Annotated in this window: 17 protein-coding genes and 1 pseudogene; 5 read left to right on the top strand and 13 right to left on the bottom strand. The window is 74.1% G+C overall.

Going from position 1 to position 17,408, the window contains the following annotated elements; translation table 11 throughout:
- Positions 1-6: 6 nt before the first annotated feature.
- Complete coding sequence (locus HUT16_RS36875) at positions 7-525, bottom strand: SigE family RNA polymerase sigma factor (RefSeq protein ID WP_176192340.1); 519 nt, start codon at positions 523-525, stop codon at positions 7-9.
- Between the two features lie 177 nt (positions 526-702).
- Here HUT16_RS36875 and HUT16_RS36870 point away from each other — a divergent pair, with 177 nt between their 5' ends.
- Positions 703-2,139 carry a carotenoid oxygenase family protein gene (locus HUT16_RS36870; protein WP_176192339.1) on the top strand — a complete coding sequence of 479 codons (1,437 nt, stop codon included), beginning with the start codon at positions 703-705 and terminating at the stop codon, positions 2,137-2,139.
- 25 nt (positions 2,140-2,164) lie between these two features.
- Here the strand turns inward: HUT16_RS36870 and HUT16_RS36865 are convergent.
- Positions 2,165-2,919: pseudogene (locus tag HUT16_RS36865) on the bottom strand (SDR family oxidoreductase).
- A 102-nt stretch (positions 2,920-3,021) separates the two neighbouring features.
- Here HUT16_RS36865 and HUT16_RS36860 point away from each other — a divergent pair.
- On the top strand, positions 3,022-3,870 hold the full coding sequence (locus HUT16_RS36860) for a helix-turn-helix transcriptional regulator (protein WP_176192338.1): 849 nt from the start codon (positions 3,022-3,024) through the stop codon (positions 3,868-3,870).
- A 78-nt stretch (positions 3,871-3,948) separates the two neighbouring features.
- Here HUT16_RS36860 and HUT16_RS36855 read toward each other — a convergent pair whose 3' ends face one another.
- The 9 genes from HUT16_RS36855 to HUT16_RS36815 form a co-directional block, all read right to left on the bottom strand.
- Complete coding sequence (locus HUT16_RS36855; RefSeq protein WP_176192337.1) at positions 3,949-4,437, bottom strand: N-acetyltransferase; 489 nt, start codon at positions 4,435-4,437, stop codon at positions 3,949-3,951.
- A gap of 139 nt (positions 4,438-4,576) precedes the next feature.
- Positions 4,577-5,083, bottom strand: coding sequence for a nucleotidyltransferase domain-containing protein (locus tag HUT16_RS36850; protein ID WP_368662726.1), 507 nt, complete (start codon positions 5,081-5,083; stop codon positions 4,577-4,579).
- Between the two features lie 100 nt (positions 5,084-5,183).
- Positions 5,184-6,104, bottom strand: a complete 921-nt coding sequence (locus HUT16_RS36845; RefSeq protein WP_254898182.1) for a YihY/virulence factor BrkB family protein — start codon at positions 6,102-6,104, stop codon at positions 5,184-5,186.
- A gap of 102 nt (positions 6,105-6,206) precedes the next feature.
- A complete protein-coding gene (locus HUT16_RS36840; protein WP_176192335.1) occupies positions 6,207-6,518 on the bottom strand; it encodes a YkvA family protein in 312 nt (103 codons plus the stop codon).
- Positions 6,519-6,654: 136 nt separating this feature from the next.
- Positions 6,655-7,083, bottom strand: coding sequence for a hypothetical protein (locus HUT16_RS36835; RefSeq protein ID WP_176192334.1), 429 nt, complete (start codon positions 7,081-7,083; stop codon positions 6,655-6,657).
- Positions 7,080-7,952 carry a class I SAM-dependent methyltransferase gene (locus tag HUT16_RS36830; RefSeq protein ID WP_176192333.1) on the bottom strand — a complete coding sequence of 291 codons (873 nt, stop codon included), beginning with the start codon at positions 7,950-7,952 and terminating at the stop codon, positions 7,080-7,082. Before HUT16_RS36830 ends, HUT16_RS36835 begins: the two co-directional genes overlap by 4 nt.
- Complete coding sequence (locus HUT16_RS36825; RefSeq protein WP_176192332.1) at positions 7,949-8,731, bottom strand: DUF2071 domain-containing protein; 783 nt, start codon at positions 8,729-8,731, stop codon at positions 7,949-7,951. Before HUT16_RS36825 ends, HUT16_RS36830 begins: the two co-directional genes overlap by 4 nt.
- Positions 8,728-9,750, bottom strand: coding sequence for a DUF3419 family protein (locus tag HUT16_RS36820; protein WP_176192331.1), 1,023 nt, complete (start codon positions 9,748-9,750; stop codon positions 8,728-8,730). Before HUT16_RS36820 ends, HUT16_RS36825 begins: the two co-directional genes overlap by 4 nt.
- Complete coding sequence (locus tag HUT16_RS36815) at positions 9,747-10,208, bottom strand: DoxX-like family protein (protein WP_217712141.1); 462 nt, start codon at positions 10,206-10,208, stop codon at positions 9,747-9,749. The genes HUT16_RS36820 and HUT16_RS36815 overlap by 4 nt, the downstream gene beginning before the upstream one ends.
- A 358-nt stretch (positions 10,209-10,566) precedes the next feature.
- Between HUT16_RS36815 and HUT16_RS36810 the strand changes: the two genes are divergently transcribed.
- Positions 10,567-11,703 carry a Tn3 family transposase gene (locus HUT16_RS36810; protein WP_176192330.1) on the top strand — a complete coding sequence of 379 codons (1,137 nt, stop codon included), beginning with the start codon at positions 10,567-10,569 and terminating at the stop codon, positions 11,701-11,703.
- 51 nt (positions 11,704-11,754) lie between these two features.
- A complete protein-coding gene (locus HUT16_RS37485) occupies positions 11,755-12,117 on the top strand; it encodes a hypothetical protein (protein WP_254898181.1) in 363 nt (120 codons plus the stop codon).
- 61 nt (positions 12,118-12,178) lie between these two features.
- Here the strand turns inward: HUT16_RS37485 and HUT16_RS36800 are convergent, their stop codons facing one another.
- Positions 12,179-13,303 carry a DUF6183 family protein gene (locus tag HUT16_RS36800; RefSeq protein WP_176192329.1) on the bottom strand — a complete coding sequence of 375 codons (1,125 nt, stop codon included), beginning with the start codon at positions 13,301-13,303 and terminating at the stop codon, positions 12,179-12,181.
- Between the two features lie 34 nt (positions 13,304-13,337).
- Here HUT16_RS36800 and HUT16_RS36795 point away from each other — a divergent pair, with 34 nt between their 5' ends.
- On the top strand, positions 13,338-14,084 hold the full coding sequence (locus HUT16_RS36795) for a recombinase family protein (RefSeq protein ID WP_254898180.1): 747 nt from the start codon (positions 13,338-13,340) through the stop codon (positions 14,082-14,084).
- Positions 14,085-14,228: 144 nt separating this feature from the next.
- Here HUT16_RS36795 and HUT16_RS36785 read toward each other — a convergent pair whose 3' ends face one another.
- Positions 14,229-17,183, bottom strand: coding sequence for a beta-glucosidase (locus tag HUT16_RS36785; RefSeq protein WP_217712139.1), 2,955 nt, complete (start codon positions 17,181-17,183; stop codon positions 14,229-14,231).
- Positions 17,184-17,408: the final 225 nt, after the last annotated feature.

The raw sequence follows: 17,408 nt of genomic DNA, 5'->3' as shown, positions 1-17,408 counted from the left end.
TGGGGGTCAGTTCTGCAGCAGGGCGAAGCGCTCGGGCCCGAGCAGTTCCCGGAGCGTGGCCAGTGAGCGGGAGTTGAGGCTCTTCACCGCGTTCACCGAGCAGCCCAGGGTGTCGGCGACCTCCTCCAGGCTGTAGCCCTCCAGGTAGCGCAGCACCACGGCGGCGCGGTTGCGGGGGGCGAGGTGGTTCAGCGCGTCCAGAACGGCCAGCCGCAGCGTCACCTCGCTCTCCTCGCTCGGTCCGTGCGCGGCGCGGTCGGGGAGCTCGCCGACGGGGAGCTCGCCGGAACGCCGGAGCCTGCGTTGGGAGATGTAGCAGTTCAGCAGGGCTTTGCGCGCGTAGGCGTCGAGGCCGGCGATCCTGCCGCCCCGGGTCAGCCGTCCCCACGCGGGGTACAGGTTCGACAGGGCGATCTGGACCAGGTCCTGCGCCTGGTGCCAGTCCCCGCACATCAGGTAGGCGGTCTTGAACAGTTGCCCGGCCCGGCTGGCGGCGAACTCCTCGAAAGTGATCCGGTCGGACAAAGGGGCGCTCCTCGGGGCTGGAAGTCGGACGCCTTCTTACACGACTCGAACCGCCCGTCGGTGTCGGTCCCGGCCGGGAGTGGTGGCGGGGCGGCGCAGTTGCGCGTTTCACTGGGAGGAGAGGGGCGGTCCGGGTCCTGCGCGGTCCCCGGTCGGCCGCCCCGTCGGGAGGTCACCGTGAGCACCCGTGCGACGACGGGTTTCGACCCCGCCCGCGTACCGCACCTGTCGGGGCCCTTCGCCCCGGTCACCGACGAGGTGGACGTGGTCGACCTGGAGGTCACCGGCGCGCTGCCGGCCGGGCTCGACGGGATGTACGTGCGCAACGGGCCCAATCCCCGCTTCACCCCGATCGGCTCCTACCTGTACCCCCTCGACGGGGACGGGATGCTGCACGCCGTGCGGATCTCCGGCGGCCGGGCCGGCTACCTCAACCGGTTCGTGCGCACCCCCGCGCTCGTCGCCGAGGAGCGGGCCGGGCGGGCCCTGTGGGGCGGCCTGGAGTCGATGCTCCTCCCGGGCCCGGACGAGGTGGGGCCCGAACTCGCCGGGACGTTCAAGGACCTGCCGGACATCAACGTGGTCCGGCACGCCGGCCGCCTGCTGGCGCTGGCCGAGGCCGCCTGCCCGTACCGGGTCGACACCGCCCTGGCGACGCTGGGCCGCGAGGACTTCGACGGCGCGCTGCCCGCCGGGATCACCGCCCACCCCAAGATCGACCCGCGCACGGGCGAGATGGCCGTCTTCTGCTACGCCCTGGAGCCGCCCTACCTGACCTGGTCGGTGATCGGCCCGGACGGGAGGGTGAGCCGCGGGCCGACGCCGCTGGCCGGTGTCGACGAGCCCCTGATGATCCACGACATGGCGATCACCGCGCGCTACCTGGTCCTCGTCCTCGCCCCGGCCTTCTTCGACCTGGACGCCGCGATGGCCGGCGGCTCGTTCCTGGCCTGGCGGCCCGAGCGCGGCACCCGGGTGGTGCTCGTCCCGCGCGACGGCGGGGCACCGGTGTGGGCCCACGACGAGGCCTTCTGGATGTGGCACTCGGTCAACGCCTACGACGAGGGGCCCGGCCCGCAGGCCCCGGTGGTCCTCGACTACGTGGAGTGGAACCGGCTCACCGTCGGCCCGGGCGACGGGTCGGGGCCGGCGACCGCGCGCCTGGTCCGCGCCAGGATCGACCCGGTGGGCGCCCGACTGTCCCGGACGGTCCTGGACGACGCCCGGGTGGAGTTCCCGCGCATCGACGACCGGCTGACCGGTCGGCGGCACCGGATCACCGCCCTGGCCACCGGGACCGGCCGCGGCGACCTACTGGCCGGCGAGTACGACGCCGTGCGCTGGTACGACGTCGAGTCGGGCGCCACCGAGGTCTGGGACGCGGGCGACCTCGCGGTCGGCGAGCCCGTCTTCGCCCCCGAGCCCGGGCCGCGGGCGTCGGCGGACGACCGCGGCTACTGGATGACCTTCGCCACCGACCGCACCGACGGCACGAGTTGGTTCCTGGCCCTGCCCGCCGAGGACCCGTCCTCGGGCCCCGTCGCCCGGGTGCGCATCCCGGTCCGCGTCCCCCTGGGCCTGCACGGCGCGTGGCTGCCCACCGAGGAGCCGTGACGGGGGCCCGCCGGGCCCGCGGCCGCTACTGCGCCGCGGGGTTGAGGGCGGCGACGACCCGGTCGTAGTCGCCGCGGGCCTCGCCGTAGCGCAGGAACTTCACCCGCTCGACCTGGATCTCCTTCGCGTCCGGGCGGGCCTCGATCAGGCCGACCACCTCCGCGGTGAACTCCTCCAGCGGCATGGCCGCCGCGCTGTCCTCGTGCCCGGGCATGAGCGCGGTGCGGACGGCCGGGGGCACCAGCTCCACGACCTTCACGGAGGTGTCGGCGAGCTGCAGGCGGACGGACTCGCTGAGCATGTGGACCGCGGCCTTGGTCGCGTTGTACGTCGGGGTGGCCTTCAGCGGGGCGAACGCCAGACCGGACGAGACGGTCATGATGGTGGCGTCCGGCTGCCGCTGGAGGTGCTCGACGAACGCCGCGATCAGCCGGATCGTGCCGAGGACGTTGGTGGTGACCGTGGCCTCGGCGGTGGCCAGGAACGAGGAGGGGCTGCGCCAGTCCTCGGCGCTCATCACGCCGGCCATGGTCACCAGGACGTTCAGGTCGGGGTGCCGGGCGAGGACCTCCCGCGCCGCCGCGTCGATGCTCGCCGGGTCGGCGACGTCGACGCGCACGGTGTCGATGCCGGGTGCTCGGCCGCGATCCGCTCCAGCAGGTCGGCCCGCCGGCCGCCCACGACGACGGTGTTGCCCCTGTCCCGGAGCGCGAGGGCGAGGGCGAGTCCGAGGCCGCTGGTGGAACCCGGGATGAAGACGGTGTTTCCGGAGATGTTCATGCCTCCGAATATCGCCCTCCCCCGGGAGCGGCGGCAGAGACGCGTTGTCGGGGGATCGCCGGTCCCTGGCTGAGCGGCGGCGACCGGACGACAATCGGACGCATGGACCGTCCCGCACTCGCCGACTTCCTGCGCCGCCACCGCGAGGCCCTGCGGCCGCAGGACGTCGGCCTCCCCCTGGGCGCCCGCCGCAGGGCTCCGGGCCTGCGGCGGGAGGAGGTCGCCTCGCTCGCCGTGATGTCGACCGACTACTACACCAGGCTCGAACAGCGGCGCGCCCCGCAGCCCAGCGAGCACATCCTGTCCTCGCTCGCGCGGGCGCTGCGGCTGACCCGGGACGAACGCGACTACCTGTACCGGATCGCCGGCCACCACGCCCCCGCCGCCCTGCCCGCCTCGTCGCACGTCGCCCCCGCGCTGCTGCGGGTGCTCGACCGCCTCACCGACACTCCGGCGCTCATCCTGAGCGACCTGGGCGAGACCCTGGTGCAGAACGGCCTGGCCGCGGCGCTGTTCGGCGACGCCTCGCACCTGACGGGCCCGGCCCGCAGCGGGGTCTACCGCTGGTTCACCGACCCCGCCGCGCGGGCCCTCTACCCCGAGGAGGACCGCGACCGGCAGAGCCGCGCCCAGGTCGCGAACCTGCGGGCCGCCTACGGCGTGCGCGGCCCGCGCTCCACCGCGGGAGAGCTGGTACGGGCCCTGAGCAGGGTCAGCGAGGAGTTCGCCGACCTGTGGGCGCGGCACGAGGTCGCCCGGCGCTTCGAGGACCGCAAGACCCTCGTCCACCCGGAGGTCGGGCCGGTCGAGGTCGACTGCCAGGCCCTGTTCACCGAGGACCAGTCGCAGGTGCTGCTCGTGCTCACGGCCGCGCCGCGCAGCGAGAGCGAGGAGAAGCTGCGCCTGCTCGCCGTCCTGGGGCAGAGCCGCTTCGCCGCGCCCGAGCGCTGAACCGCGTCCGAACGCTGAACCGCGCCCGAGCGCTGGACCACCCGGCGGGCGGCTCGGCGGGCGGCTCGGCGGGCGGTGTCAGGCCAGGTTCTTGCCCATCAGGGTGCACATCGTCTCGTACCGCCGGAGCGAGCCGTCCTCGGCCTCCACCTCCCAGGAGTCGGGTTCCCGGCCGAAGGCCCGGTAGCCCAGGCGTTCGTAGAGGGCGCGGGCGCGCGGGTTGCCCTCCTCGACGCCGAGTTCGGCGCGGGTCAGGCCCCGGGCGCCGATCCGCTGCTCGGCGGCGCGGATCAGCAGCGTGCCGATCCCGCAGGACTGCAGCGCCGGGTGGACACCGAGCTGCCGGAGCGTGCCGGCCCCGGGCCTGACCGTGTAGTCGACGCCGCCGACCGCCACCGGCAGCCCGACCGGCGTGCAGACCGCCAGGTAGTCGATCTCGCCCGCCTCGGCGCGGCGGATCTGGTGGGCGAGCTCGCGCACGTGCTTGGGCGAACCGGCCCAGCCGCAGGCCGGCAGGTCCGCGTCGGTGAGGCCGCGCACCGACAGGTGCAGCCTGATCTCGCTCATCGCCGGGCCCCTTCCGCTCCGCCGTCGGCCGCCCCCCATTCCAGCAAGCCGGTCCCGGTGCCGTCCAAGGGGTTTCGGGCCGGCCCCGGCGCTGGCCGGTGCTGCCCGCGGGTGGGGCGCCCGATCGGCCGGCGGTCCTTCAGGGCGCGGACGGGTAGTCCGGGGGGAGCTCGACCCCCGTGCCCGCGTGCAGCCGTTCCATGTCGCGCCGGTCCTTGTCCGTGGGCTCGTAGCCGAGGTGGCACTGCACCTGGGTGGCCGCGTCGACGCACGGGACCGGGCGTCCGCCGATGGTCCCGGTCACCGGCGCCGGGTAGTGGAACCGTTGACCGTCCGGGAGGAGCTGCTGTCCGCCTTCGCGGAGGGACCCGACGACGGGGTGCAGGTCGATCTCCCGGCCCGCGCCGTCCGCGACGGCCAGCGAAGTGGGGAGCCAGTCCCGCAGGACCTCCGTGAACCCGGCCCCGGCCAGCGCCTCCCGCACCGCGTCGAGCTGGTCCAGCAGGACGACCAGGTCAAGGTCCCCATGGGGTCGGGTGGTCCGGCCGAGCAGGGCGTCCACGCCCCAGCCGCCGTCCACCCAGGCCGCCACCCCCGCTTCGTCCAGCAGGTCCAGCACGTCCAGTACGTCGGATTCGTTCAGCACCGGTGCACTCTGGCAGTTCTGCCGGCCCGTCGCCACCGAAATGTTCGCCGGGCCCGGCCCGACCCGGCGCGGTCGGCCACCGACCGCCGCCCGGCGCCGGTCAGCGCGCGTCCGGGCCCACCCGTTCGGGCACGGCGGTCGGCTCCGGGGCGACGGGGAGCCCGGCGGCGCGGCGCAGTTCCGCGGTGAACTGGGCGCCCGCCAGCAGGGCCAGGTTGGAGAGCCAGAGCCAGATCAGGAACACCACCGTTCCCGCCAGCGAACCGTAGAGGTGGCTGTAGGTCCCGAGCACGCTGGTGTACAGCGCGAAGCCCGCCGAGAAGACCAGCCAGAGCACCGCCGCCAGCACGCCGCCCGGCAGGCTGCCCCACCGGCGCCACGCCTGCTCGGGCCCCGTGCGGAAGACGATCAGCACCAGCGCCGCGGCCACCACCAGCAGGACGGGCCAGCGGATCGCCGACAGCACCAGCGGGGCCGTCCCGCCCAGGTGCAGCACCCGGCCCGCCCCCTCGGCGACCGGGCCGCTCAGGATCAGCGCCAGGGCGCTCACCGCCAGCAGCACCAGCAGCACCGCCGCGGTCACCACGATCCGCGGGACCTTGCGCAGCGGGGAGCGCCGGTCGCTGGTGCCGTGCATCCGGTGCAGCGCCCGCCGGAACACCGCGAGGTAGCTGCAGCACGACCACAGCGCGCTGCCGGCGCCCGCGACCAGCAGCGTCCAGCCGGCCGAACCGCCGCCCAGCGCCTGGGCCAGCACCCCGCCCACCTCCGCCCCGGCCTGACCGGGCAGCAGCGCCGCCAGCTGCACCGCCGCCTCGCGCGCCGCGGCCGGGCTGATCAGCGCGAAGCCCACCACCGTGGCCAGCAGCGCCGGAAGGATCGCCAGGACCGCGTAGTACGTCAGCGCCGCCGCGAAGTCGGTGATGTCGTCGTTCCACATCGTCAACGGCGTGCGCCGCAGCGCCCGCCACCACCGTCTGCGCCCCTCCGGCGACCCGGCCACCGCAGACCCCCCACCCACTGAGAACCCGAACGCGCCGCACCGGTCGCCCGAACCGGATGCCCGCCCCGCCCGCAGCGAAACCGCCCACCGCGAAACCGCCCACCGCGAAACCGTCCGACGTCACGGCCGGCGGTCGGCGCGGGACGGGCGGCGGAGGGCGCCCTTGGGGACGGCCTTGTTGAGCGAGCGCAGGGCCAGCAGCAGGACGCCGAGGTCGTCGATCAGGACCGGGTCGGGCAGTAGGTCCACCGGGGAGATCAGGTAGACGATGGCCCCCCAGAACAGCACCTTCTTCGACATCGGGATGCCCGTGTCGGCCAACAGCCGCCGGGTGCGCACCAGTTTGACCACCAGCACGATCGCCGCAACGAGCGTCACCGCCACCAGTACGGCGGCGCCGATCCACAGCAGCGCACTCGTCCCCTCGCTCATTCGTCCGCCTCTTCCCGCTCTCCCGCCGGTTCCGTCGGGACACGTCTGCCCCGCTTCGGGCCGGACGTTCCTTCCGGACGCGGAAAGTTGACGGGCGGACGGGGCGGGGCGGCACCGGGCGGCGCCGCCCCGGCGCTCATCCGCGGAGCGTCACCACCAGCGCGCAGGTGAACACGGCCGTCACCCAGGTCCACAGCACCGACAGGGCGACGTGGGCGGCGGTCCGCAGGCGGTCGCCGCGCCACAGTTCCGGGGAGAACACCGTGAACTCGAAGAGCCAGCGCAGGCCCCAGAAGAGCGTCTGCGCGGCCAGCAGGGCGGTGCCGAGCCGGCCCCCGGCGAGCAGGTCCGGGGCGAGCAGCAGGGGCAGCAGGCCGAGCAGGACGCAGGTCAGGGCGATGAAGAAGAGGTGGACGTAGGAGACCTGACGGGTCAGCAGGGTGGTGCCGGCGAGGTCGGACGGCCAGCCGATGAACCGCGGCAGGACGGCGTGCAGGGCGCCCATCGCGATCAGGGCGGCGCCCACCAGGCGCAGTTGGCCCTCCAGGGTGAGCAGGTGGGTCACGGTGCGGGGTGCTTTCCGGTCGGGGTGGTGACGGGCGGGGACGCGACGGGTGGGGCGGTATCGGTCGGGGCGGTATCGGTCGGGGCGGCGAGGACGAGTGCGGTGACCAGGCCGCCGATCCGGCGTTGCGCGACGAGGTGCAGGCCCGCGCCGTCCGCGGCCCGGAGCCAGGTCCGCCGGGAGAAGAAGTGCTGGGCGCCGGGCCCGTAGACCGCGGTGTTGGCGGCGTCCCGCAGGTGCTCGACCAGGACGAGGCGGCCGCCGGGGCGCAGGACCCGGGCGCATTCGGCGAAGAGCCCGTGCCGGTCCGCCGCCCGGCGCAGTTCGTGGGCGGCGAAGACGGCGAGGACGGTGTCGGCCGAGGCGGTCGCCGCCGGCAGGCGGTCGTGCCGTCCGGGGCGGGTGCGCGGGGCGGGCGGCACGTGGTGGCGGGCCCGGCGGATCGAGCCCTCGGTCATCAGGGCGGGGTCGTAGAGGTCCACCACCGTCTGGGGGTGGTGCGGCCAGCGGGTCGCCACCGGACGGCTGGCCTCGTCGAGGCCGGAGGAGAGGACCAGGTGCTCGCCCGGGCCGGTCGGCAGCAGTTCCTCCAGCCAGTCGAAGGTGCGCAGTTCCGAGCGGTCGTAGACCCACCAGGTGGCGGCCGTGCTGCTGGTCAGCAGGGCGGCGGCCGCGCCCGCGCCCGCCCGGGCGAGGGTGGCGGCGGGCCCGGGGAGCCGCCGCGCGAGCGCGAGGCCCGCTCCGGCGGCGAGGCAGCCCGCCGCGTACAGCGGCCAGTTGTAGCGGACGACCTCCCGCACTCCGGAGAAGCGGACCGGTTCCGGGGCGGCCGGGCCGTTGCTCCGCCGCCCGGCCGGGGCCCGCCTCATCGCTCGGCCCCGTTCTCGGCGCGGCGCCGGCCGGCCTCCCAGCCGTAGTCGAGGTCGGCGACGTGGAAGGCGTTGGCGAGGACGGGTGTCGTCCCGGCGAAGGGGCCGTGCGCGAAGAAGGTGGGCGGGGTGGGCAGTTCGACGGTCACCGGGGTGGGCTCCCAGTGGGCCCGGACGGCCTTGACCACGATCATCGACGCGGTCTGCGGCTCGTGCTCGAAGGTGTAGGGCAGCGGGCCGGCGAAGCGCCGGGCGTCCTTGGCTCCGGCGAACGGGCTGCCCGCGGGCAGGTCCGCGGGGGTGCCCGCGAGGTCGGCCCGCACGTGCAGGTCGGCCCGGCCGTCGCGGCTGAGGACCCGGAACTCCAGGGTGTCGCCGACGACCCGGCTGCCGATCCGGGCCAGCCGGTAGTGGTAGCGGGTGAGCAGGTTGCCGCCGACGGCCATGGCGCGGCTGTCGGTGTCGCTGCGGAGGATCTTCAGCCCGCGCATGGACCGGCCCCCGGGCGTGGGGAAGCGGGTGAAGATGCGGTACCCGGTGAGGATCCGGTCGGCGCCGAGGCCGGCCGGCAGGAAGGCGGGCCGCAGGTCCCGGGTGTCCACCAGGGCCGCGGCGACGAACCCGTGCTCGGTGCCGGAGGCGTCGGTGTAGGTGTCGAGGGCGAGCCCCGGCGGCAGCAGCGGCTCCAGGACCTGCGGCGGCAGGGCGTAGGTGAGGACCAGCGAGTGCGCGAAGCGGGCCCGGATCGGGACGGGGTGGCGCTGCAACAGGTACTTCATCGGTTCCCCACTCCATCCGTTCTGGTACGGACGACCCGCACCACGCCCCAGATCGCCGACCGGTCCTCGGCGGCGCGTCCGGCCCCGCCGGGGCCCGGTTCGCGCAGGCTGCGCACCACCGCGGTCCCGCCCGGGCGGACCGCGTGCTCGACGGCGGCGCGCAGCCGCCGGGCGAACTCCGGGCCGGGCCCGTCGACCACGTTGGAGAGCGTCACCGCGTCGTAGCTCCCGGCGGCGCACCGCTCCAGGTGCTCGACGACCTCGCCCCGCACCAGCCGCACCCGTCCGGGGGCGGCGATCCCGCCGGTGGCGCCGGGGCGTTCGCGGCCGAGCAGCAGTCGCCAGGCCCAGTCGTTGGCGGCGTTGGGGTGCCGGGCGACGGTCCGGGCGATCCTGCGCAGCAACACCTCGTCGAAGCCGCGCGGAAGCACGCACCGGAAGCCCGGGCGCAGGACAGTGGCGAGCGCCCCGGCGGGCCGCAGGGCGGCGGCGGCCAGCAGGCGCAGCCCGGGGCCGTCGAACTCGGCCGTCCAACGGCGCCGCTGTTCGCCGGGGTCGTCGAGGCGCAGGAAGTCGGCGACGGCGGCGGGCCGCCACCCGGGCAGCAGGGCGGCGGCCGCGGCGCGGCCCAGGCCGGTGAGCCGTTCGGCCGTGCCGGTCGCGGCGGGCGCCCCGTCCTCCAGCCGGGTCCTGGCGTAGGCGAGTTGGGCCGGGTTCAGGTCGATGGCGGTGACCTCGTACCCGGCCGCGGCGAGCGCGGCCGCGGTGTCCCCGGCGGAGGCGATGCACAGCACCCGGGCGCCGGGCGGCGGGAAGGCGGCGAGCTCGACGGCCGGGTCCTCGTACATGCGGCCGAAGAGCACCCGGGGGCGACGGGCGGGCCCGGCGAGCAGCCGGCCCTGCCGCCAGGGCGTCCCGGCGGCGGGGCCCGGGGTGCGCGGTGCGCCGTCTTCGCGCGGTGCGCGGTCTTCGCGCGGTGCGCGGTTCGCGGGGCGGCGGGTCGGGGCGGCGGGGGTCATCGCGCCCAGAGCTCCCGTGCGACGCCGCTCCCCCGCGACGCGCCGTCCTCGCGCGGTGCGCCGCCTTCACGCGGTGCGCCGTTCGCGGGGCGGCGGGCGGCGACGAGCCAGATCAGCGCGAGGAAGCCGAGATCCTGGACCACCAGTCGGCCGGGCTCGGGGATGTGCTGCGCGCCGACGAGCAGGCCGCCGGTGTTGAAGCCGACGACCAGGGCCGTCTGCACGAGGGCGGCGGCGTACGGGCGGCGCCCCAGCAGGACCCACACCCCGAGCGCGACCTCGGCCAGGCCGATGGCGACCAGCAACGCGCTCGCCGCACCGGCCGGCAGCAGAGGCAGCCCCTCCACGATGGCCCGCTGGTCCGCCCGTCCGGGAAAGACCTTGCACCAGAAGCCCTCGTACCACCACATCAACGCGACCGCGCCGGCCGGCCAGCGAGTCCTGCCGATGTCTACCACGGTCCCCCCTCTCTCCCGCGACCACCCGGGCGCAGGGCACGGCGGCGCCGGCCCCGTCCTTCCCCGGGTCTCACAGCGCTGATCATGCCGCAAATTTTGAACACGTTCAATCCAGGGTGCGGACTCCGGCCGGTGCCCGTCCGCCGAGGCCGCCGAGGCCGCCGCGCACCGGACCCGACCGGAGGAACTGCGGGAACGTCTTGCCACCGGGCGACCGGATCGCCACGACGCCGAACCGGCCGAGCCGCCACGGACCGCGTGCCGCCCGCCCGGCGCGCTCGTTCGAGGAGCACCCCCCGATTCCACGACCCGCCCCAGCCGCTCACTGCGGTCCTCCTACTCGGCGCACTGGCGCCGGATGCTCTCGCCGCTGCTGCGGTCCCTGACGTTGAAGTGCAACAACACCGCCTACCGGCCGGTGATGGACGCGATCGGCCTGCTGGAGCGGTACGTCGAGCAGCCGTTGAAGGAGGGCGCGTTCTTCGACACCGACTTCACCGCCGAGTTCACCTCGGTGGCCACCCGCGAGAACCTGCCGGAGGACACGCTGCGGCGCCGGCTGCTGCTGGTGCTGTTCGGGCTGGGTACCAACATGGGGATCAAGCGGGTCGCGGTGACCGGCAAGCACGGCGAGAGCGGGGCGACGCTGCGGCGGGTGCGGCACCTGTTCGTGAACCGGGCCAACCTGCGCGCCGCGCTGGTGCAGCTGGTCAACGCCGCCTTCGCCGCCCGCGACGAGCTGTGGTGGGGCACCGGGACGGCGTGCGCCTCCGACGGCCGCGAGTTCGGCTCCCGGTCCTCGAACCTGATGACGGAGTGGCACAACCGCTACCGAGGACCGGGGGTGATGATCTACCCGGCCGCCGGGGAGGACGCGAACTGGCCGACCCTGGCGCCGGTGCTGTCCACCCGCACGATCGACCGGGACCTGATCGCCCAGCAGTACGACCGGATCGTGAAGTACACCACCGCGCTGCGGCTGGGCACCGCCGAGGCCGAGCAGGTGCTGCGGCGCTTCACCATGAACGGCCCCAAGCACCCGACCTACCAGGCGATCGAGGAGCTGGGCCGGGCGGTGCGGACCTCGTTCGTCTGCGACTACCTGGCCGACACCGAGATGCGCCAGGAGATCGGCGAGGGCCTGCAGGTGGTCGAGAACTGGAACTCGGCGAACCAGGACCTGTTCTACGGCAAGGACGGCGACCTGACCGGCGCGGACAAGGAGAGCCAGGAGGTCAGCATGCCGGCGCTGCACCTGCTCCAGGCCGCCCTGGTCCACGTCAACACCCTGCTGATGCAGCAGGTCCCGGCCGATCCCCAGTGGGCCGACCGGCTCACCGACGCCGACCGCAGGGGCCTGTCGCCGCTGTTCTGGACCCACGTGAACCCGTACGGCAGGTTCGGGCTGGACATGAACAGCCGCCTCGATCTCAGTGCCGTCGTGCCCATTCCGGCTCAACGGACGGACGAACCGCAGCCGTCCGCCACAGAGTGAGGCAGCGGAACCTGTTGGCCCATGACAATGCGCCGCCGGTACGGTCAGTCCGTGTGCACCTACGCTTCCGTCCATTACAAGCTGCACTACGCGTGCGTGTCGTGCCGGATCAGCTTCAAACGGCATCCCAGCGAAGCCGGACACACATGCCCGCGCTGCACCGGGCCGCTGCTGTGTGCCGGCCACGACTTCGCGGCACCCCGACGCAGCAATCGGAAGGCATGGTCGGTCGTCGCCGTGGTCCTGAACGCCGGGCTGCGCTACGAAGGCTTCGAGCCATGCGGTTGCAGGCGGGACCCGAAGTTCCGCCCCCGTACCCGTGCCCAGCTGCGCGCCCGCCGCATGGTCGCCGCTCGCACCGGCGCCCCGCTCGCCGAGTTGCTCGGCCAGGCTGACCCGCTGGAGACGCGCTGATCCCGGCAGGACTCGCGCAGCTCACTTGGCCCGGCTCCTCGACGCACGAACAGCTGCCGACTCAGTCGGTGTCGGTCGCAGCGAGCACGGCCAGGCGCCGTCGACCTGGGGAGAGCGCGGCCAGACCGATGTCCCAGGCCACCTGCTCGAACCATTCGGTGTCGGCGCCGAAGCCGTGCCAGACGCAGTCCAGCACGTGTGCCTCGACCTCAGCAGCGCCGGTTCCTTCCGGGCTTCCGGCCAGCGCGGCCAGGGACTGCCAGGCCGCCAGACGGCCGTAGGCGCCGTAGGAGCCCGAGTTGTACGCCCCTCCCGTTGACGCCGCGGCGAAGAGCACCCGCCATGCCTGGGCCGGCGGACGGACGGCAACGGACAGAGGGGTCTTCTTCCCCGCCCCGTGCAGACACTCCAGCCCCAAGGCCAGGAGCACGGCCGGGACGGACTCGGCGTCCAGGGGTTCGGCGAGGTCGAACGCACGCGCCTCGATGCGCCCGTTGGACTCCTTGGCCCAGTTCGCCACGGCCGTGCCCATCGCGGTGGCGGTGGCCGGGGTTGTCGTCTCCTCCGCCGCCGGCACACGCGCGTCGGCGTCCACCGCCAGTTCGCGACTCTCCGATGGTCCGTACGGCATCGCGTGACTACTGCCGCGGGCGCTGTAGCTCGGCAGATCCGCGCCCTCCTCCACACTGGACCGCATCAGGGGCAGCCAGCCCAACGGGTGATGACTCCAATGCGGCGACGTCGCCCAACCCGCGATCCCCGGCACCTCCCCGACGACCACACCCCTGAGAACCAGCTCATGGACCAGACAGGCTCGAAGCTCCTCCGAAGCCCGGCCAGTGAACGCCGCAGCCAGATCCGCCGCCTCATGGCTGGAAGCCAGCAACGAGGCCGTGTAGCGATCCAGCTTCCTGCCGGTGACCTCGGCCGAGGAGACCAGCCGCAGCGCCTGGGTGACATTGTCGGGGCCAGCGGTGGTGGCCAACAGCCGAAGCAGATGGTCGAAGACACTTCGGTACTGCCACATCCGCCCCCCGGCGCCGTACGTCCTGGCGAGAGCGATGCCAAGGTCAGCAGCAAAGGCAGCATCCCCTTGCGCGACCCGGCCATCGGCCACCGCCCGCACGCCGGTGACATCCGTCAGGTCCGGCAGTCCCGTCACGATCTTCTGTATCTGATCAGCCACGGCACTGAGCCTACGCATCCGGAGGATTTCGGGCGTGACGGCCCTCAGGACACCCCCGGAAGCGACGCCGCCGACGTCGAGCGCCACGACTGCCCGCGCTGCGGCGTGCAGCCCGGCTCGCCCTGCCGCTCGCGCTCGGACGCGGTCGCCGGGGTCTACCGCACCGGCCGGTTCAAGAAGGTGGCCCGACTCGCCAAGCTGCTTCGGGTGCCGCCCCCGGTTCGAGGCCGCGCTCACCCTGGCCCGCGAGATCAAAGCCCACGCCCCGCACTGTCGCGTGCTGTTCACCGTGTACGAGATGAAGCGCCTCGGCCGCGACGCCGCGGAACTCACCGCGCTGGCCGACCACCTGACCGCCCACGGCCTGGTCTTGGAGATGCTGGCCGGCCCGCTGCCCGGGATCTACGACCCGTCCGGCCCCGGCCGGATGCTGTTCGAGTTCTTCGCCGCGATGGCGGAGACCGAGCGCGAGGGCATTCGCGAGGCCACTCTCGAAGGGCTCGACGCCGCCTCCCGCAAGGGCAGGCACGGCGGCCGGCCGCCGGTCATCACCGACGACATGCTGCATACGGTGCTGCGCCGTCGGGCAGCAGGCGAGTCCGTCGAGCAGATCCGCCCCGACCTGATCATCCCCACCGACAAGCGCAAGGGACAGAACCCGGGCCTGGCCAGCATCTACCGCGCACTCGCCGAACACGAGAAGGCCCAGGCGTACCCGGAAGCCGTCGAGCAAGCCCACGCCGACTTCGTCGCACTCACCCAGCTCAATCGCCAGAAGTGACGGTCGGTCACTCTCTGACACTTGTCGGGTGGCGGCAGCTACACGAGAGCGCGGCCCTCACTGCCGCTCGGCCCCTCCCCGGACTCACGGCCGGGGAGGGGCCGGGCCACCGTCGGCCGCGCGGTGCGCGGGCCGGTGCGCGGTTCAGCCGTAGGCATTGAACTCGGCGATCGACCACCAGTAGGTGGACGTCCCGGTCTGGACGACCTTGACGTAGCGGGCGTCCCGGGCGGGGAAGTCGACGGTCACCAGGGCGCCGGTGCCGCTGCCGGTCGCCACCGCCGAGCCCCACGACACCCCGTCCGAGGACAGGAACACCTGGTAGCCGCGGGCGTAGTCACTCGCGCTGCCGCCGGAGTCCATGGTGATCCGGGCCAGCGGGTGCACCGCGCCGGTGTCGACCGTGACGGACTGGCCCGCGGCCATCGGCACGCCGGAGGACCAGCGCGAACCGGCCGACCCGTCCAGCATGTTCGCCGGGACGTCTCCCCCGCCGGTGGCGGACGCCGAAGCCGTCCAGCCGGTGCGCGGCAGCAGGACCGGGCCGGTGCCGGTGCCGCCGGTGACGGTGGTCCGGCCGGTCAGCCGCAGGTCGCGCGAGGAGGAGCCGACCGAGACGGTGTGGGTGCCGGGTGCGGTGGTCCAACTCCCGTTCCAGTACTGGAAGCTGCGGGCGTCCAGGGTCAGCGAGACGTGCTTGGTCTGGCCGGGGTCGAGGGTGACCTTCCGGAAGCCGCGCAGGTTCTTCGGCGGTTCGCCGCTGGCTGCGGGCTGGCCGACGTACACCTGGGCGACCTCGGAGCCGGCCCGGGTGCCGGTGTTGGTGACGTCGAAGCCGACGGCGACGTTGCCCGCGCCGTCGGGGGCGGAGACGGTCAGGCCCGCGTACCCGAAGGTGGTGTAGGAGAGGCCGTGGCCGAAGGGGTACAGCGGCTCCTTGTTCTTGGCGTCGTACCAGCGGTAGCCGACGTCCACGCCCTCGGAGTACTGCACGCTGCCGTTCTGGCCGGGCCACTGCGCCGCGCTCGCGGCGGGCACGTCGGCGAGCGACTTCGGGAAGGTCACCGGGAGCTTGCCGGAGAAGTTGACGTCCCCGTAGAGCAGCGCGGCGATCGCCGCGCCCGCCTCCTGCCCGGGGTACCAGTTCTCGACGATGCCCTGCACCGAGCCCGCCCAGGGCATGGTGACGGCGGAGCCGCTGTTGACCACCACGACGGTGTGCGGGTTGACGGCGGCGACGTCCGCGACGAGCTGGTTCTGCGCGGCGGACAGGTCGATGTCGCGCAGGTCGGAGCCCTCGGACTGGAAGTCGTTGACGAAGACGAGTGCGAGTTCGGAGTTCCGGGCGGCCGCGACGGCCTGGTCGTGGGCGCTCTGGCCGGGCACCGTCCAGCCGAGCGCGGCGTTGCTGCCGCCACCGGCCTGGTAGTAGTCGACCTCGATGCTCACCGGCTGGCCGGCCGTCAGGGTGATGCTGCCGGTGCGGGTGGTGGGGCCCTGGTTGTACCAGTTGTTGATGACCTGCTGGCCGTTGACGAGCAGTCGGCTGCCGTCGTCGCTGTTCAGCGAGAACTGGTAGCTGCCGCTGGTGGGCGGGGTCAGCGTGCCGGTCCACTTCACCGACCAGTTGGTGGCGTTGACCCCGGCGGCGGGCGACTGGCCGCCCCAGACCGTGTCGATCCCCGCGTCGACCCGGCTCGCCACCACCGGGCCGGACAGGTCGGTGCTGTTGTGGTACTCGCCGTACAGGCCGCTGCCGCTGCCGGAGGACGGCTTGAGCGCGGTGGCCGGCACCGGCGGCAGCGCGCCGTCGGCGGCCGGGACGCCCTGGGCGAAGGTCACCGTCGTCCCGGCCCCGGCGCGGGCCTTGATGCCCTGGTAGGGCGTCACCACGTGGGGGGCGTTGACGGCGGCGCTGCCGCCGCCCTGGGTCATCACGCCCGCCCCGGCGTCGTCGCCGATCACCGCGATCGACTTGACCGACGGCGCCACGGGCAGCACCGAGGCGTCGTTCTTCAGCAGGACGCTGCCCTCCTGGGCGACCCGCTGCGCGACGGCGGCGTTCGCGGCGGTGGTGACGACGGCGTCCCGGTTGCCGTTCTGCGCCTTGTCGAAGAGGCCGCGGCGGAACATCGACACCAGCACCCGGCGGACGTGGTCGTCGATCGTCGCCTGCGCCACCTGCCCGGCGTTGACCGCGTTGGTCAGCGCGGTGCCGTAGTAGTCGCTGCCGGGCATCTCCACGTCCAGGCCGTTGTTCGCCGAGGCGACGGTGGAGTGGGTGGCGCCCCAGTCGGCGGTGACGAAGCCCTTGAAGCCGAGGTCGCCCTTGAGGGCGCCGTTCAGCAGCGGCCCGTTCTCGCAGGCGAAGGCGCCGTTGACCGCCGAGTACGAGCACATCGCGGAGTCGACGCCCTGCTGGACGGCGGCCTCGAACGCCGGGAGGTAGATCTCCCGCTCGGCCCGGTCGGAGACCACCGCGTTGTCGGCGAGGGAGTTGCGGTTGGTCTCCTGGTTGTAGACCGCGAAGTGCTTGACCTGCGCCATCGGGCCCTGGCCCTGGATGCCCGCGATGTCGGCGGCGCCGATCTGCCCGGCCAGGTACGGGTCCTCGCCGAACGACTCGAAGGCCCGGCCCCAGCGCGGGTCCCGGACGATGTTGACGGTCGGGGCGAGGACCACGTTGGTGCCCTTGCCCCACTGCTCGGCGCCGAGCACCTGGCCGTAGGCGCGCATCAGGTCCGGGTCCCAGCTGGCCGCGCCGGCCACCGGGGCGGCCAGCTGGGTGACGCCGGTCAGGCCGTCCCCGGCGCCCACCGGGCCGTCCTGGAAGTGCAGCGCGGGGATGCCGAGCCGGGTGTTGGCCGGGATGCAGCCCGCGTAGCCGCAGGACGGCCCGCCGTGCAGCATGGTCAGCTTCTCGGCCTGGGTCATCGCGGCCAGCAGTTCGGCGGCGCGCTGTTCGGGGGTCTGGGCGGCGTTGGTCCACGGCTGGTCGGCGGCGCTCGCCGCCGGGCCGCCGGTGGCGGCGAGGACCCCGGCCACCAGCAGGGCGGCGAGCGGCCCGGCCAGGGCGGTTCGCAGGTGAGGACGGCGCACGACGGGCTCCAGTCGGCGAAGGGGCGCCCGGCCGGGGGCTCCGGGCGCGCGAGGGGGGTGGGGTGGGGGTGGGAGTGCGGGGTGGGAGTGCGGGGTGGGGACTGCCGCCGACCGGTCGGGAGAGGTGGCCGCGACCGCGGCAGCAGTGGAGAGCGCTCTCCAGAATTCTCCCGACATTTTCGCGAACCTGTCAAGGGATGGCGCCGCCACCGGCAGCCAACTTCC

Source organism: Kitasatospora sp. NA04385 (genome assembly GCF_013364235.1).
In the GTDB taxonomy this organism is placed as follows: Bacteria; Actinomycetota; Actinomycetes; order Streptomycetales; family Streptomycetaceae; genus Kitasatospora.
This window is presented reverse-complemented; position numbering and strand designations above follow the sequence as displayed.

Bases quoted from the DNA above. Each gene is read 5' to 3' on its own strand.
- HUT16_RS36840 (WP_176192335.1), bottom strand. From the start codon at position 6,518: ATGAGCGAGGGGACGAGTGCGCTGCTGTGGATCGGCGCCGCCGTACTG.
- HUT16_RS36825 (WP_176192332.1), bottom strand. From the start codon at position 8,731: ATGAAGTACCTGTTGCAGCGCCACCCCGTCCCGATCCGGGCCCGCTTC.
- HUT16_RS36820 (WP_176192331.1), bottom strand. From the start codon at position 9,750: ATGACCCCCGCCGCCCCGACCCGCCGCCCCGCGAACCGCGCACCGCGC.
- HUT16_RS36860 (WP_176192338.1), top strand. From the start codon at position 3,022: ATGGACCGTCCCGCACTCGCCGACTTCCTGCGCCGCCACCGCGAGGCC.
- HUT16_RS36855 (WP_176192337.1), bottom strand. From the start codon at position 4,437: ATGAGCGAGATCAGGCTGCACCTGTCGGTGCGCGGCCTCACCGACGCG.
- HUT16_RS36830 (WP_176192333.1), bottom strand. From the start codon at position 7,952: ATGAGGCGGGCCCCGGCCGGGCGGCGGAGCAACGGCCCGGCCGCCCCG.
- HUT16_RS36810 (WP_176192330.1), top strand. From the start codon at position 10,567: ATGCTCTCGCCGCTGCTGCGGTCCCTGACGTTGAAGTGCAACAACACC.